Annotated in this window: 12 protein-coding genes; 5 read left to right on the plus strand and 7 right to left on the minus strand. The window is 73.1% G+C overall.

The window, feature by feature from the left end; all coding sequences use genetic code 11:
- Positions 1–3: 3 nt before the first annotated feature.
- The 4 genes from ACZ6CL_RS17340 to ACZ6CL_RS17355 form a co-directional block, all read right to left on the minus strand.
- Positions 4–3735 carry an AAA family ATPase gene (locus ACZ6CL_RS17340; RefSeq protein WP_468936960.1) on the minus strand — a complete coding sequence of 1244 codons (3732 nt, stop codon included), beginning with the start codon at positions 3733–3735 and terminating at the stop codon, positions 4–6.
- A complete protein-coding gene (locus tag ACZ6CL_RS17345) occupies positions 3732–4895 on the minus strand; it encodes an exonuclease SbcCD subunit D (protein ID WP_468936961.1) in 1164 nt (387 codons plus the stop codon). Before ACZ6CL_RS17345 ends, ACZ6CL_RS17340 begins: the two co-directional genes overlap by 4 nt.
- Before the next feature lie 152 nt (positions 4896–5047).
- Complete coding sequence (locus ACZ6CL_RS17350) at positions 5048–6919, minus strand: SulP family inorganic anion transporter (protein WP_468936962.1); 1872 nt, start codon at positions 6917–6919, stop codon at positions 5048–5050.
- Positions 6920–7119: 200 nt separating this feature from the next.
- Entirely contained in the window at positions 7120–7722 is a 603-nt protein-coding gene (locus tag ACZ6CL_RS17355; RefSeq protein WP_468937123.1) for a carbonic anhydrase, read from the minus strand.
- 174 nt (positions 7723–7896) lie between these two features.
- On the opposite strand from ACZ6CL_RS17355, the gene ACZ6CL_RS17360 reads away from it, so the two are divergent.
- Positions 7897–8691, plus strand: coding sequence for a response regulator transcription factor (locus ACZ6CL_RS17360; RefSeq protein ID WP_468936963.1), 795 nt, complete (start codon positions 7897–7899; stop codon positions 8689–8691).
- Complete coding sequence (locus ACZ6CL_RS17365) at positions 8688–10187, plus strand: HAMP domain-containing sensor histidine kinase (RefSeq protein ID WP_468936964.1); 1500 nt, start codon at positions 8688–8690, stop codon at positions 10185–10187. The genes ACZ6CL_RS17360 and ACZ6CL_RS17365 overlap by 4 nt, the downstream gene beginning before the upstream one ends.
- 40 nt (positions 10188–10227) lie before the next feature.
- Here the strand turns inward: ACZ6CL_RS17365 and ACZ6CL_RS17370 are convergent, their stop codons facing one another.
- From ACZ6CL_RS17370 to ACZ6CL_RS17380, 3 genes are all read right to left on the minus strand, one after another.
- Positions 10228–10857, minus strand: a complete 630-nt coding sequence (locus ACZ6CL_RS17370) for a YigZ family protein (protein WP_468936965.1) — start codon at positions 10855–10857, stop codon at positions 10228–10230.
- A 9-nt stretch (positions 10858–10866) separates the two neighbouring features.
- On the minus strand, positions 10867–11184 hold the full coding sequence (locus ACZ6CL_RS17375; protein WP_468936966.1) for a hypothetical protein: 318 nt from the start codon (positions 11182–11184) through the stop codon (positions 10867–10869).
- Positions 11185–11295: 111 nt separating this feature from the next.
- Positions 11296–11703: a helix-hairpin-helix domain-containing protein gene (locus ACZ6CL_RS17380; protein WP_468936967.1), complete on the minus strand. Its 408-nt coding sequence runs from the start codon at positions 11701–11703 to the stop codon at positions 11296–11298.
- Positions 11704–12080: 377 nt separating this feature from the next.
- Here ACZ6CL_RS17380 and ACZ6CL_RS17385 point away from each other — a divergent pair, with 377 nt between their 5' ends.
- The 3 genes from ACZ6CL_RS17385 to ACZ6CL_RS17395 all read left to right on the plus strand — a co-directional run bounded on the left by ACZ6CL_RS17385 (position 12081) and on the right by ACZ6CL_RS17395 (position 15605).
- Positions 12081–12941, plus strand: a complete 861-nt coding sequence (locus ACZ6CL_RS17385; RefSeq protein ID WP_468936968.1) for a hypothetical protein — start codon at positions 12081–12083, stop codon at positions 12939–12941.
- 14 nt (positions 12942–12955) lie between these two features.
- Positions 12956–14155: a copper amine oxidase gene (locus ACZ6CL_RS17390; protein WP_468936969.1), complete on the plus strand. Its 1200-nt coding sequence runs from the start codon at positions 12956–12958 to the stop codon at positions 14153–14155.
- A gap of 85 nt (positions 14156–14240) precedes the next feature.
- Positions 14241–15605, plus strand: a complete 1365-nt coding sequence (locus tag ACZ6CL_RS17395) for a serine hydrolase domain-containing protein (RefSeq protein WP_468936970.1) — start codon at positions 14241–14243, stop codon at positions 15603–15605.
- Positions 15606–15720: the final 115 nt, after the last annotated feature.

Below are 15720 nucleotides of genomic sequence, written 5' to 3' on the forward strand. Positions count from 1 at the left end.
ACCTCACCCCAGGGCGGCGGTGGCGGTGCGGTGGCGCACCGCCGAGCCCTCGCGCCCCTTCACCACCTCCAGCCGCGCCGGGATCCGCTGGCGCAGATCCGCGACGTGGCTGACGATGCCGACCGTACGGTCCCGTTCGCGCAGCGAGTCCAGGACGTCCAGCACCTCGTCGAGGGTCTGTTCGTCCAGGCTGCCGAAGCCCTCGTCGATGAAGAGCGTGTCGAGCCGGACGCCACCCGCCTCGTCCGTGACGACGTCGGCGAGCCCGAGCGCGAGGGAGAGGGAGGCGAAGAACGTCTCGCCGCCGGAGAGGGTGGCGGTGTCGCGCTCGCGGCCGGTCCAGGCGTCGATGACGTGCAGCCCGAGCCCGGAGCGGCCGCGGCCGCCCGCCCGGGCGTCGGAGTGCACCAGGGTGTAGCGCCCGGAGGACATGTGCCGCAGCCGCTCGCTGGCCGCGGCCGCGACCTGTTCCAGCCGCGCGGCCAGTACGTACGCCTCCAGCCGCATCCGCCGCTCGTTGTCGGCGGAGGTGCCGGCGGCGAGGGTGGCGAGGCGGGCGACGCGGTCGTACTCCTCGCGCAGCGGGGCGAGCGTGCGCGCGTCCGCGACGGCCCGCGCGGAGAGCCCGTCCAGGTCCTGGCAGCGGGTACGGGCCGCCGCGTCGGCCGCCGAGGCGTCGCGCAGGGCGCGGGTGGCCGCGTCGGCGGCGGCCCGGGCCGCGGCGAGGTCGGCGGGCGGCGCCTGCGCCGCGGCGGCGAGCCGCGGATCGGCCAGCTCGGCCGCGACGGCCGCCGCCTCGGTCTGCCACGCGTCCAGGCGGTGCTGCGCCTCGCGCCGCCGGTCGGCGGGGAGTACGGCGGCGGCCGCCGCCTCCGGCGTGTCGAAGCCCGCGCGGTAGGCGGCGTCGGCGAGATGCGCGTCGGCCTCCTTGAGCCGCCGCGCGGCGGCCTCGGCGTCGCGTACCGCCTCGGCCGTCCGCGCCAGCAGCGCGGCCTGCCGCTCCAGCCGCGCCGCGCGCTCGGCCACCGTGGCGTCCCCGCCGCGGGCCTCCTCCAGCTCGGCCAGCAGCGCGGTCCGCTCCCGGGCCAGCGCCTCGCGGTGCGACGTACGGGCCGCCGAGCGCCGCTCGGCCTCCTGCCGCTGGGCCAGCCGCCGGGTGTGCTCGCCCTCGGCCCGGTCGAGGGCCGCGCGGGCGTCGCGCCCGTCGGCGGCCGCGGCGCGGGCCCCGGCGTACGCGGTGCGCAACTCGGCCAGGGCGCGGTCCAGTTCGTCCACCGCGCCGCCGTCCGCCCCGGCCTCCGCGCCCGCCAGCGCCTCCTTCAGCCGCTGCGACCGGCTCTCGGCCTCCTCCCGGCCCGCCTCGGCCCGCTGGTACGCCTCCAGCGCGGCCTCCTCCGCCGTACGGTCCACATGCCCGGCCCCGGGGCGCGCCGGGCTCGGGTGCTCACAGCCCCCGCACACCGCGCACGGCTCGCCGGGGCGCAGCCCGGCCGCCAGCTCGGCGGCGATCCCGCGCAGCCTCCGGTCCTTGAGGTCCAGCCAGTCCTCCCGGGCGGCCCCCGCCCGCTCCCGGCACCGCAACAGCTCCTCCCGCGCCCGCTCCGCCTGGGCGGCGAGGCGGTCGCGCTCGCGGGCGGCGTCGAGCCGCCGCTCGGCGGGCTCAAGGCGCGCGCTGAGCTGTTCGGCCCGGGTGGCGGCCTCGTGAGCGGCCTCGATACGCGCCTGATGGGCGAGGCGCGCGGGCTCCCACCCGGCGAGCCATTCGGCGGCCTCCTCGACGGCCTCGTCATCGGCCAGCGCCTCGCGGTCCAGCTCAGCGATCTCGGCGACCACGGCCCGTACCCGGGCCTCGCCCCGCCGAGCCGCCGCAAGCGCCCCCAATTCCCCCCGTACCCACTGCTCTGCCCGAGCCAGCCGCTCAACCCCGGCCTCGGCGAGCGCCCCGCCGTGGCCGCCCGCGGCGTGCCCGTGCGGCTGGGTCGCGCTCTCCCCGCCAGGCGCCGGAGCAGTGCCCCGATAGCCACCCGCCCCGGCAGCCTCCGGTCCCGCCCGCCCGGCGGTGGTCCCGTCCCCGGCGGGACCGGCCGACACTCCGTCGCCGGACACCCGCTGCGCCCCGGCACCTCGCCCGCCGCGCGCGGCAGCCCGGTCGTCCGGCGCCACGTCACCGGGCGCCCCAGCACCGCGCGCGTGCGGCACCGCACCACCCGCCTCGGCAAACGACCCGTTGTCGCCGTCCCGCTCGGCGACGTACCCGCGCGCTCTTGCCGCGCCTTCCCCACCGAGGGCAGGGGCCACGGCGCTGTGGGCACGCCGATCGCCGGACGGCGAAGTCGCGCGCCCGTGCGGCACCCCGCCCGCCTCGGCGGCCTCGGGCCCCGCCTGCCCGGCGGCGGGTCCATGCCCGGCCGACGACCTGTCGCCAGACACCTGTTCCGCGGCACCCGGCTCCGGGGGCACGGGCCCTGCCTCGGCAAGCGGCCGACCGTCACCCTCGCGCTCGGCGACGTACCCGCGCGCGTGCGGCGCGCCACCCGCGCCGTGCTCGTCCCCGGGCCCCGCTTGCTCAGGCGGGCCAGGGCGGCCGTCCGCGTCGGGCTCGGCGGATGGGCGCGGGGCCGGGACGGAGGCCAGGGTGTCCAGGGCCGGGTCGGTGGACAGGTGGGTGCGGGCCTGGCGTTCGGCGGCGGCCGCGCGGTGGTGGGCGTCGGCGGCGGTGGCGCGCAGGTCCAGGGCGGGGGTCACGGCGTCGGCAGCGCGGGCTCGGTCCAACAGGGCGTGCAGCCGGTCGCGTTCGGCCCGGCGCAGCTCCAGGTCGTCCGCTCGGCGCCGCGCTTCGGCGTGGCGGCGCTGGAGCGCGTCGCGCTCGCTCTCCGCGTCGGCCGCGCGACGGGCGGCCTCGTGCACGGCTTCGGCGCCGCGCAGCGCGGAGGCGGTGATGTCGCGCCGTTCGCGCGCGCCCGCGCGGGCGATGGCGGCCCACTCCAGGACGGCTGCGGCCAGGCCCGGTTCCCCGGCGGTGACGTCCGGCAGCGGGTGGGCGTCCAGTTCGGCGGAGCGGCCCGCGGCCTGCGCCATGCGGTGAGCGAGGGCGAGGAGCCGTTCGTCGCCGCCGAGGACGCGCTTCTCGGCGGCCCGCCGCAGCTCGGCGAGGCGTTCCTCGACGGCGGCGAAGCGGCTGGTGTCGAAGAGTCGCCCCAGCAGCTTGGCCCGGGCCGGTTCGTCCGCGCGGAGGAAACGGGCGAAGTCGCCCTGCGGCAACAGCACCACCTGGCAGAACTGATCCCGGCTCATGCCCAGCAGCTGTTCGACCTCCGCGCCGATCTCCTGGTGCGAGCGGCTGAGCGCCTTCCAGGTGCGGGAGTCGGCGTCGTAGGCGCGCAGCGTGCTCTGCGCCTTCTCACGGGTCACGCCGGTGCCCCGCTTCTTGGGCCGGGGCTGCTCGGGCCGCCGGGTGATCTCCAGGCGCCGTCCGCCGACGGTGAGTTCGAGGACGACCTCGGTCGGGGTCAGCGGGTCGGCGTGGTCGCTGCGCAGGGAGAGGCCGCTGCCCTGCCGGGCGCCGGGGACCTGCCCGTACAGGCCGTAGCAGACGGCGTCGAGGACGGACGTCTTGCCCGCGCCGGTGGGCCCGTGCAGCAGGAAGAGCCCGGCGGCGGACAGGTCGTCGAAGTCGACCCGCTGCGTGGCCCCGAAGGGACCGAAGGCGGTGACGGTCAGCCGGTGGAGCCTCATCGCGGGTCGTCCTCCCCCTCCACGCGGACGGTTTCGAGGGCGTCGCCGAGCAGCACGGATTCCCCCGCGTCGGGACCCCGCCCGCCCCGTACGTGGGCCACGAAGTCCTCGGCGATCTCCCGGTCGGTGCGGCCGCGCAGCCTCTGCGCGTAGGAGGCGAGCGGGTCCTCGGGCGGCCGCTCCGGGTCGAACACCAGGGTGAGGACGTGCGGGAAGCGCGCCGCGAGCCGGGCCATCGGCTCGTACGGACGCACCGGGTCGGTCAGCGTGGCCTCGACCCAGGCCGACTCGTGCCGGACGAGGTCCGGGTCGGCGAGCAGGTCGTCCAGCCGCCCCCGGAGGCGGGCCAGCGGGCGCGGTACGGGGCAGTCGACACGCTCGGCGGCGCCGAGAGCCCCCTCCGCATCCAGGTCTACGAGCCACATCGACTTGCGGTGCGCGGCCTCGGAGAAGGAGTACGCGAGCGGCGAGCCCGAGTAGCGGACGCGCTCGGTGAGGGTCTGACAGCCGTGCAGATGCCCGAGCGCCACGTAGTCGACGCCGTCGAAGACCTCGGCAGGGACGGAGGCGACGCCGCCGACCGTGATGTCCCGTTCGCTGTCGCTGACCGCGCCGCCGGTGACGAAGGCGTGCGCGAGGACGACGGACCGGGTGCCGGGCGGCCGGGCGGCGAGGTCGGCGCGCACCCGGTCCATGGCGGCGCCGAGGACGGCCGGGTGCCCGGCGTCGGGCGCGCCCAACTCCTCGCGCACGAGACGGGGTTCGAGGTACGGCAGCCCGTAGAAGGCCACGTCGCCGTGGCGGTCGGCGAGGACGACGGGGGTGCCGCACCCGGCGGGGTCGGTGCGCAGATGGATCCCGGCCCGCTCGATGAGCCCGGCGCCGACGCCCAGCCGCCGCGGTGAGTCATGGTTGCCGGAGATCATGACGGTCGGCACGCCGAGGCCGGCGAGCCGGTGCAGCGCGTCGTCGAAGAGTTCGACCGCGGCCAGCGGCGGTACGGCCCGGTCGTACACGTCCCCCGCGACGAGGACGGCGTCCACCTCCCGCTCCCGCACGGTCGCCACGAGGTGGTCGAGGAACTCTTGCTGCGCCGCGAGCAGGCTGACGCGGTGGAAGGACCGCCCGAGGTGCCAGTCGGAGGTGTGCAGAATTCTCAACGATCGACTCCGACCCGCACGCTTGTCCTTCCTCCACCCCGGTGATCAGCAACGCGCCCGTACCGGATCAGCGCTACGGGCACCGACCACGTTAACCGCGATCGGTGCCCGGGTCCGCACGGACCTCGCTTTTGTACCCGTGTGTACCTGTGTTACCTGAGCGTCTCGCCCCACCGGTGGTCGTCGAAGAGGTCGACGCCCTCGGGGTAGCCGGTGGCGTTGCCGGTGCCGTAGCCCGCGCCGACGCTGGTGCCGTAGCCCGTGTCGTAGCCGTCGTGAGAGCCGGGGTAGTGGCCCTCCTGGTGGCCGTCCACCGGGCGCGGGTCGAGGTAGTACCACTCGGCGGTGGGCCCGGGACCGGCGGCCGCGTCGGCCATCGGTTCGGGCGCGGGGTCCGGCTCCCTGGCCGCCTTGGGCGCGTTCAGCTCGTTCGGCATCAGCAGTTCCACCCGCACACCGGGGGTGGCCCGCTTCTGTGTGACGAACTCCTCGACCTGGTTGCGGCAGGCGTGGTCCAGATGGGTGACGCCCATCAGGTCGAGCCGGATCCGCTCCGTCCCGGCGGCGCCGACGGCTTCGAGCGCGTCGATGAGCTTCGGCAGCCGCAGGAAGGTGGCGTTGCCCTTCATGATGACCTTGGCGGTGTCGCCCTCGACGGAGTGCTCGACGGAGGTCTGCGACATCCGCAGCGCGGCCAGCACGATCCCGGCCGCGAGCCCGATCAGCACCCCTTCGAGCAGTGCGGTGGCGACGATGGCGAGCGTGGTGGCGAGCATCACGAAGAACTCGCCGCGGTCCTGGTGCCACATCTTCGGGAACTGCTCGGGGGCGAGCAGCTTCCAGCCGCTGTGGACGAGGACGCCGGCCAGCACCGAGATCGGGATCAGGGCGAGCACGCCCGGCAGCAGCAGCGCGAAGGCCAGCAGCCACAGGCCGTGCAGCGTACGGGAGAGCCGGGTCTTGGCGCCGGACTGGACGTTGGCCGAGCTGCGGGCGACGACGGCGGTCATGGGGAGCGAGCCGAGGAAGCCGCAGAGGGTGTTGCCCGCGCCCTGCGCGATCAGCTCGCTGTTGTACTGGGTGCGCTTGCCGTCGTGCATCCGGTCGACGGCGGCGGCCGTGAACAGGCTCTCCGCCGAGGCGATGACGGTGAAGGTGACGATGGCGGTGAGGATCGCGGGGTCGGCGAGCCCGGCGAACTGTTCGGGGCCCGGGACCTGGATGGACGCCAGCAGATTGCCGACCTGGAGCGTCTTCACGTCGACGCCGGGGAGCGCGGCGACACCGATGCCGATGCCGACGGCGACCAACGCGGCGGGGACCTTGCTGAGCGGCCCCGGCACCTTCTTCCAGACGAAGCTGAGGACGACCGTGGCGATCCCGAGCCCGGCCGCGATGGCCGCCTGCGGTTTCGCCAGGGTGTCGGCGACGAGCCCGGGGACGCCGAGCATGTTCTCGATGGCCGTACCGGGGGCCGCGTTGTCGGCGAGTGGATACGCCTGGCTGAACATCAGCGGCAGGCCGATCCCGGCGAGCATGCCCTGCACGACGGCGACGGAGGTGGCCTGGAACATCCGGCCGAGGCGGACCAGCCCCAGCACGATCTGCAGGATTCCGGAGCCCAGCACGATCACGCCGAGCATGGAGATGCCCTGCGCCTCCACCGTCTCGGCGACGAGCGCGGCGAGCCCGGCGGCGGGCCCGCTCACCTGGAGGGTGCTGCCCGGGGTCATGCCGACGACGAGGCCGCCGATCACACCGGTGATGATGCCGAGTTCGGCGGGGGCGCCCGAGGCGACGGCGACGCCGATGCACAGGGGCAGGGCCACCAGGAAGACGACGAGCGAGGCGCTGATCTCGGTGCCGAGGTTGGCCCCGGCGAAGGGGCCGCCCTTGGAGCCGCCCTTGGGGCCGCGCCCGGTGCCGCCCTCCGTACCGGCCCCCGCACCGGCGCCCGCTCGGGGGCCGGGTCCCGCCCCGGTGACGGGGCCAGCACCGGCCCCGCCACCGGGAGTCTTAACCATCCCTTTTAACGGCTCGAAGGTTTGCGTTGCCGGACCGTTTCCGTCGCCCGGGGCGTATGCGGGGGTATGGGCGGGGGCGGCGGCGTAGGCACCGGTATGGGCGCCGGTTTGGGCATCGTTATGGGCGGGCCAATCGTCGACGTGAAGCGGCGGCCCGGCCGCTTCGGTGGGCGCCCGGCCCCGGGCATGGCGTCCGGTCGTCATGGGTGCACCCGGAAATCGCCGTCCGCTTCGAGTTCCCACAGCTCGGCACTGTCGACCTGGTAGAACCAGCCGTGCAGCCGCAATTGACCATTCTCCAGGCGGCGCCGGGCGGCCGGGTATTCCTTGAGGGTGTCGAGCTGATTACGGACATTCAGCTGGGCCAATTCCGTCACGCTCGGCTCCCCTTCCGCGGAGCCGAGCTTCGGGGCCAGTCCCGGCCGGGCGACGTCGAGCCAGGCGCCGACCCCGGGCATCTGGGACAGGTCCGCCCCGGAAGCCAGCGCCCCCATCGCGCCGCAGTGCGAATGGCCGCAGACAATGACGTCCCGGACGCCCAGCACCTCCAGCGCGTATTCGATGGTGGCGACCTCGCCCGACACCACGTGCTTGCCGTGCGGCGGAACGATGTTCCCCGCGTTGCGCAGCTCAAATATCTCCCCGGGCCGGGCCCCCGTGATGAGCGCCGGAATGACACGGGAATCCGAGCAGGTGATGAACAGGGCTTGTGGGGATTGCCCGTCGGCGAGTTTCTGGTATTCGCCGCTGTCGAAATCGGCCCGGCGCCGGAACGAGCGGGCGTGTTCGAGCAGAGTCTGCATCATGCCTCCCTGACGGGTGATTGCCACCAGATGCCATTCACCGTAGGGAGGCGCATGTCAGGCGAGGGCTAAACGAGCACTAGAGCATGGCAAGTTCTTCCCCAATATTCGGGACCGCACTCGCAACATTACAAAAACCGGGACGCGCATCCGGCGCTGCGGTAGACAGGACCCATGACCGTACGAGCACTGCTGATCGAGGACGACGAGACGATCGCCGAGCCCCTCGTCGAGGGGTTACGGCGATACGGGCTGACCGCCAGTCATGTCGGTACGGGTACCGCCGGGCTGGAAGGGCCGTACGGGGACATCGTTCTGCTCGACCTGGGGCTGCCGGACATGGACGGCATCGACGTCTGCCGCGGCATCCGACAGGTCTCCGACGTACCCATCATCATGCTCACCGCGCGCGGTGAGGAGGCCGACCGGGTACTCGGGCTGGAACTGGGAGCGGACGACTACTTGGCGAAACCATTCAGCATGCGGGAGCTGATCGCCCGCATCCGCGCCGTGACCCGCCGCACCCAGCGCGCCGAGAGCGCGCTCACCGCCTCCGGGGCGGCCGCGCCCACCGTCGCTCCTCCCCCGCCGGTCTTCGAACCGGGGCCGGCACCCGTCCGGACCCCGGCCCCGGCAGCGGCCACGCACCAGACGCTGGAGGGCCAGGAGCCGCTGATCGTGGACCGCAGGACCCGGCAGGTGTGGGTGGGCGGCAGCCCGGTGGCCCTCACGCCGAAGGAGTTCGAGCTGCTGGCCCTGCTCACCGAGGACCCCGGCGCCGTGTACTCGCGTCAGCAGATCCTCGACCGGGTGTGGGATCCGCACTTCCACGGGCCGACCAAGACCCTGGACGTGCACGTCGCCACCCTGCGCCGCAAGCTCGGCGATCCGGCCTGGATCCAGACCCTGCGCGGCGTCGGCTTCCGGCTCGCCGTGCACACCGGAGTCCCGGAGGCCGCCCGGCCGTGACCCGTCGTCTGCTGCTCGGCTATCTGAGCCTCGCCGTCCTGGTCCTGCTGTGCTTCGAGATCCCGCTCGGCTACATCTACAGCCGGTCCGAGAAGGAGCGGGTCATCTCCGCGGCCGAGGACGAGGCCGAGTCGGTGTCCGCGTACACCTCCCTGTCCATCATGGCGGGCCGGGAGGAGCGTGAGCTTCCGACCCGGGTCATCCACTGCGCCGAGCGCATCGGCGGTGAGGTGCTCATCGTGGGCGCGGACGGCGCAGTGCTCGCCGCCTCCCATCCGCTCCCCGCCGACCAGGCGCGGGACGTGACGTCCCGGCCCGAGATCGCGGCGGCGCTGGGCGGCCGTGACGCGGTCGACGTACGGACCTCCACCATCGGCGGCGTCAGCTATCTCTCCGTCGCCCTTCCCGTGGTCCACGGAAACCAGCTCCAGGGTGCGGTCCGGCTCATCGTTCCCACCGACGCGGTGCACTCCAAGGTGCACCGGGCGTGGCTGCTGCTGGCCCTGGCCGGGCTCGCGATCCTGACCGGCGCCGCCGTGGTGGCACTGGTCTTCGCCCGCTGGACCAGCCGTCCCATCGTGGAACTGGAGCGCTTCGCGCACCGGCTGGCCGACGGCAAGGCCCCCACGCCCGCCCCGGTGACCTCGGGACCGCCGGAGGTACGCAGCCTGGCGGCCACCTTCAACCAGACCGCCGCGCGGCTGGCCCATCTGCTGGAGGCCCAGCGCGCGTTCGCGGCCGAGGCGTCCCACCAGCTCAAGACGCCGCTCGCGGCGCTGCGGCTGCGCCTGGACAACATGGAATCCGACGTCCCCGACCACGCCCGCCCCCAGCTCACCGCCGCGACCACCGAGACGGACCGGCTGGCCCGCATGGTCGGGGGGCTGCTGGCGATGGCCCGGATGGAGGAGGGCGCCGTGACGCCGGAGCCGGTCGACCTGGACGAGCTGTGCAACGAGCGGCTGAGCACCTGGACCCCGCTGTTCCAGAAGCACCACGCCCAGCTCGTCCTGCGCGGCGCCCCGGTCGGGCACGCCCTCGCGGTGCCCGGGGCCGTCGAGCAGATCCTGGACAACCTGCTCTCCAACGCGCTGCGTTCCTCGCCGCTGGGCAGCACCGTCACCCTCGACCTGCGCCACGCCGCGCCGGACCGCCGCCATCTGCACCGGGACGGCCGCCCGACCTGGGTCGAGGTGCACGTCATCGACCAGGGTCCGGGCATGACCGCCGAACAGCGCCGCCGGGCCTTCGACCGCTTCTGGCGGGCGCCCGACTCCCCCAAGGGCGGCACCGGCCTCGGTCTCTCGCTGGTCCAGCGGCTGGCCCACGCCAGCGGCGGTGAGGCCACGCTGCACGCGGCCCCCGGTGGCGGGCTGGACGCCGCGGTCCGGCTGCCCTCCCCGGTCAAGTCCGGTGGTCCGGGGCGCCCGGCCAGAATGCATCTGCGCCGCAAACCCGTCCCGGAGCCCACCGCCGCCGCCCGGGCCCCGGTCTAGCTCCGGACCGGCTTCCGCGAGGGGGCTTCCTCGTCGGTCTCTAGGGGGCCTCTTCGTAGGCCTCGCCGCCGAGTTCCAGACCGGCCACCCCCGCCGTGGTGTCCGCCAGCCAGCCGCGGAAGGCCGCCACGTCCCCCTCGGGCAGTCCCACCTCGATGGTCACCGCCTCCGCGTACCGGACGTTCCGTACCACCCGGCCCGTCGCGCGCAGATCGTTCTCCAGCTTTCCGGCCCGCTGGTGGTCGATGGTGATCGTGGCCAGCCGGAACCGCCGACGGGTGACGGTGCCCAGCGCGTCCAGCGCCTCGCCGACCGCGCCGCCGTACGCGCGGATCAGCCCGCCCGCGCCGAGCTTCACCCCGCCGAAGTAGCGGGTGACCACGGCCACCACGTACCGCGCCTCCCGGCGCAGCAGCATCTGCAGCATCGGTACGCCCGCGGTGCCGCCCGGCTCCCCGTCGTCGCCCGCCTTCTGTACGTCGCCGTCGGCGCCGATGACGTAGGCGAAGCAGTTGTGGTTGGCGGTGGGGTGTTCCTTGCGGATCCGCTGGATGACCTCCTGGGCCTCCTGCTCGGTCGCGGCGGGCGCGAGCGTGCAGAGGAAGCGGGACTTGTTGATCTCGACCTCGTGCACGCCCTCGCGCGCGACCGTCCGGTACTGCTCCTGCATCCGGCCACCCTACGCCGCGGCTCCTTCGCGGGAGGTCGCCAGGAGGGCGGCGTGGGCCGCCGCGGTGAGCACCACCGCGGCGAGCGCCCAGGAGATCCAGTCGCCCGGGTTGGGCAGCCACTGCCTGCCCAGCGCGATGGGGTAGATGAGCGCCGCGTAGACGGCGGGGACGGTGTGCCGCACGATCCCCTTGCGGGCGGCGCCGAGGAACAGCGGCGGCGCCAGCAGCCCGGCGGAGAACACCACGGCCACGACCCAGAGCACGCGGTGCCGCTGGCTGGTGTACATGGGGGTGCTGGAGGACGCGGCGGCGGGGAATAAGTTCACGTTCACCTCTCGGCAGTCGGTGTACGGGTCATGGGCACGGACACGGATCGATCATTTGGCCGATTTCTCACTCCCCGAACTCCAGTTCCGATGAAATGTTCGAGGGCGTCGCTAACCGCCCGGTTCGGCGCGGAGACAGCTGAGTGCGCGCCGTGCGCTCGCGGCTCCGATTCCGTCCAGATCGCGCAACTGCCGGGCGGAGAGACTGGACAACCGTTCGATACTGTCGACACCGGCCCGCAGCAAGGTGTTGGCCAGCCGATGCCCGAATCTGTCGTGTCCCAGAATGTCGAAGAGTTCGCCGCCCTCGCATGAGCAACCGGCCTCCCGGTCCAGCGTTTCCGGCACCTTTTCCCGTACGCGGCACGCGGAGCACACATCGATCACCTGGCCATCCCGGAGCGTCCTGGCCCAGCTCAGCGGGACCATGGCGGCTCGTGCCGCGCTCACACTGTCGGCCGCGTCGGATGTACAAGTGGCGCCACAGATGTCACAGCGAATGGTGATCAAATGGCTCATGTGAGCATGATGGCAGACACTCCGCCAACCGGCTTTGCTCGCGGACACTTTGCGGCCGCCGGGACTCCCCCAGCATTCCCCGGATGTCACGCGTCCCACCCCTGAAACCGTGGTACTCGGCGAAAAGCTGCCCGCCGGCACATGCGTTTCTCACGGTGTCTTCATTACAAATGCGACTGTTACCGCGCCCGGAGGGGTGAAAACGTGAGCCGACAGTGGACAGCGCAGAGTCCGGGGGGGATGCGCGCGCTGGGCGTAGAAACGTGAAGAAGCGTCTCGATTCATGCGAATCAGCCGGATGAGACGGCGAACTCGCCCCAGCGGTCACACCCCTTGATGCCTGCCGGTGCTGTCACGGAGCCCTGCCCGGGGCTCACTTGACCGACAACGGGAACGGCTGGGTGATGACGATCAACGCCACTGGGGACGGTTCGGCCGACGGGACAGGCCACCGGAAACGGGGATGGCGCATATCCGCGGCCGTGGGCCTGGCGGCGGTGCTGACCGGCGGGGGGCTGGTGGCACTGAAGGCGACCGGATCACCCGCGCCCGGCCAGTCGCAACCGGCGGCCAACGTCGCCTCGCACACCGGGCCGCTGACCTCGGAGGAGACCCGGGAGGCGTCCCGGATCGCCGTCGCGGCCGCCACCGAGCGGCAGCCCACACCCCAGGGCGGGAAGAACACCAAGGGCGACAAGGGCGACAGGAAGACCACCCAGGACGGGGAGAAGAACGCCGCGGGCGGATCCGGCGCCGAGGTGCTGGAGACCCGCCGTCCGCCGCGCGCCAAGACGGCGGCCTCCGGTCCGGACAGCGAGGCCGAGGTCCAGCTCTACGACTACGCCTCCGACAGCCTGATCACCCGGGTCGTCGACCTGCGCTCCGGAAAGGTCCTCCGCTCGGCCCGGCAGCACGAGGTCCAGCCGGCGCCCACCCTGGCCGAGGTCCGGCAGGCAGTGAAGATCATCCTTGCCGACCGCCGTCTCGGTGACGGGATGCGCGCCGCCTACCAGGCGGAGACGAAGAAGCGGCTGACCTCGCCCTCGCAGCTGAAAATCCAGGGCCTGTCGTTCCTCGCGTCCCGTGCCGAGGGCGTCAAGGGCGCCGAGCAGGTGTCGCGGTGCGGCGCCCACCGGTGCGTACAGCTCTTCGTGCGCGTACCGGGCGGCAAGTGGATCGACACCAGCAGGATCGTCATCGATCTCTCGGCCGGGCGTACCGCCGTCATCGGCCTGTGAGGGGAGCTTCGTTCGTGTTCAGTTCATTTCGGCGTGCCCGTGTGCTCATGGCCGTGGTGGGCCTGCTGACGCTGTGGGTGCCGGGTCCGGCGTCCGCCGCTCCCCGGAAGGCCGCGGCGGGGCCGTCCTGCCCCAAGGCCGACCGCATCGACCAGACGCTCAAGAACGGCGCCCGCTGGCAGATGTGCTGGAACATCGACCGCAGCACCGGTGTGGAGCTGAGCGATGTGACGTACACGCCCAACCGGGGTACCCCGACCCGCGTGCTCAAGAAGGCATCGCTCGCCGAGGTACATGTGCCGTATGACAGCGGCCAGCCGCGCTTCTACGACGTCTCTGCCATCGGCTTCGGCGACCTCGGGCAGGGAACGCTCACCAAGCTGTCGAAGGACGACTGTCCCACGGGCAAGCTCTGGAACTACCAGGACACCCCCGTGATGTGCAGTCAGGAGCAGCCGCGGCCGTTCGCGTACAAGAGCGCGGTGGAGAAGGCCGTACGGCACGGGACCGATCTGACCGTGTTCTCCGTGTCCGAGATCGGCTGGTACGACTACATCATGGAGTGGCACTTCTCCGACGACGGTGCCATCACCCCGCGCGCGGGCGCCACCGGCTCCCTCTCGCCGTTCGCGTTCTCCGACGCGACCAGCGGCTGGCCGACCGGCGTGGGCTCCACCCGGTTCAGCGAGAACCACTCGCACAACATCTTCTGGCGGCTGGACTTCGATGTGAACGGCCAGTCGCAGAACGTCGTCGAGCAGTACGACTTCGAGGGCAGCGGCACGCCCAAGCGCACCACGAAGCGCACCGTCCTGTCCAAGGAGACGGGCGCGGACCTGGCGCCCGCCCGCTTCTGGCGGGTGGTGAACCCGAAGGCCGAGAACGACGACGGCCACCCCATGTCCTGGGAGATCGACAACGGCGACAGCGACCAGTACCGGGGCCCGGGCGACACCGAGAAGTTCACGCACCACGACGTGTACTTCTCGCAGTACCGGGAGTGCGAGCGGCTGGCCTACGGCAACACCGCGAAGGGCTGTGCCGCCTCGGTGGACAAGTACACCAACGGCGAGAAGATGACCGACCCGGTCGCCTGGGTCAACGTCGACTACCACCACGTGCCCCGGGACGAGGACGAGGACCCGATGCCCACGCACTGGCAGAGCTTCCGGATCGTCCCCCGGGACGTCACGGCCATGAGCAGGCTGCCGTGACCGACCGGAGCTGTCCCTCCCCTCCCCTTCTTCTCTTCCCGTCCCTTCCACCCGTGGCAAGGAGTGCACCGTGTTACACCGGCCCATGAGGACGTCCGGAGACGAACGGCGGCCCACGGCCCGCCACCGCCTCGAGGACCGCCTCCACGCCCTGGCGCGTGCCCATCAGGTGCCCGGAGCCCAACTCGCCGTCCACAGCGGCGGAACCACCCGCGCCCTGCACACCGGGGTGCTGGACTCGATAACCGGGGAGCCGTTCACCGCCGACGCGGCGGTGCCCATCGGCTCCCTCACCAAGTGCTACACCGCCACCGTCGTCATGCTCCTGGTCGCCGACGGCGACGTGGAGCTGGACGACCAGCTCGGCGACCATGTGCCGGAGCTGCGGCGGGCCGGGCCGCCGTGCACCGTACGGCAGGTGCTCAGCCACACCGCCGGACTCGCGTCCGGGCCCGACTCCGACCATGTCGCGGCGCTCACCACCGCGCGCTATCTCCAGGCCCACTGCAACGACCGCCAGCTGGTGATGGAGCCGGGGACCGACTTCTCCTACTCCAACGCGGGCTATGTCGCGGCGGGCCGGCTCATCGAGACGGTCACCGGGATGAGCTGGCAGGAAGCCGTACGGTCCATCCTGCTGGAGCCGCTGGGCACCGTACCGTCCTTCATCGGCGCGACCGGTGCCCCGCGGCGGCAGGCCGCCCGCGGTCACTCGGCCAACAAGGCGTCGGGCCGCACCCGGCCGGTCCAGCAGAACCTCGCCCCGGCGGAGGCCGCGGCCGGGGCGCTGATGACGAGCGCCCTGGACCTGGTGGCGCTGGCCCTGGCCCATGTGCCCGGCGGCGCGGCCCAGTTGCTGCCGCCGGAGCTTGCGGAGGAGATGCGGCGGCCGGTGCCCGGCGCCGACCCCGGGGTCCTCGCCGACGGCTGGGGTCTGGGGTTCGCGCTCTTCGGGCGGGACGGGGACACCTGGTTCGGACACGACGGGAACGCCCAGGGCACGTCCTGCTACCTGCGGGCCGATCCGCGCTCCGGGACCGTGGTCGCCTTCACCAGCAACGCCAACAGCGGCGCCGACATGTGGCACGAACTCTCCGCCGAGCTGGAGGAATTGACCGGCATCCGGGTCCCCGGGGCCCCGGCCCGGCCACGCCCGGCCACCCCGCCTCCGGCCTCCCCCACGGCCGCGACGGCGCAGTGCACCGGGATCTATCTCAACGGCGATGTCGAGTACCAGGTGACGATGAGCGACAGCGGCACCCTCGCCCTGTCCGTGGACGGTGACGTCCCCGCGCCACTGGTCTGTCACGAGGACCTGACCTGCGACCTGGTGGACCCGTCCTCCGGGCGCCGGATTCCCGGTGGCCGGTTCGTCCGCGATCCGCACACCGGCGCGGTCGACCGCATTCAGCTCTCGGGCCGGATGGCCCGCAAGAGCGCGCTCCTCTGAGGCTCCCCGCCGAGGTTCTCCACCGCACTCCCCACCACGGCCGTCTCCCCCGCCATGCCACGGCCGTGCGCGGCACCTCGAACACCCGTGTTCCACCCTTTCAACCGCTCTGAAG

The sequence above is a fragment of the Streptomyces sp. NPDC041200 genome, from assembly GCF_055591805.1.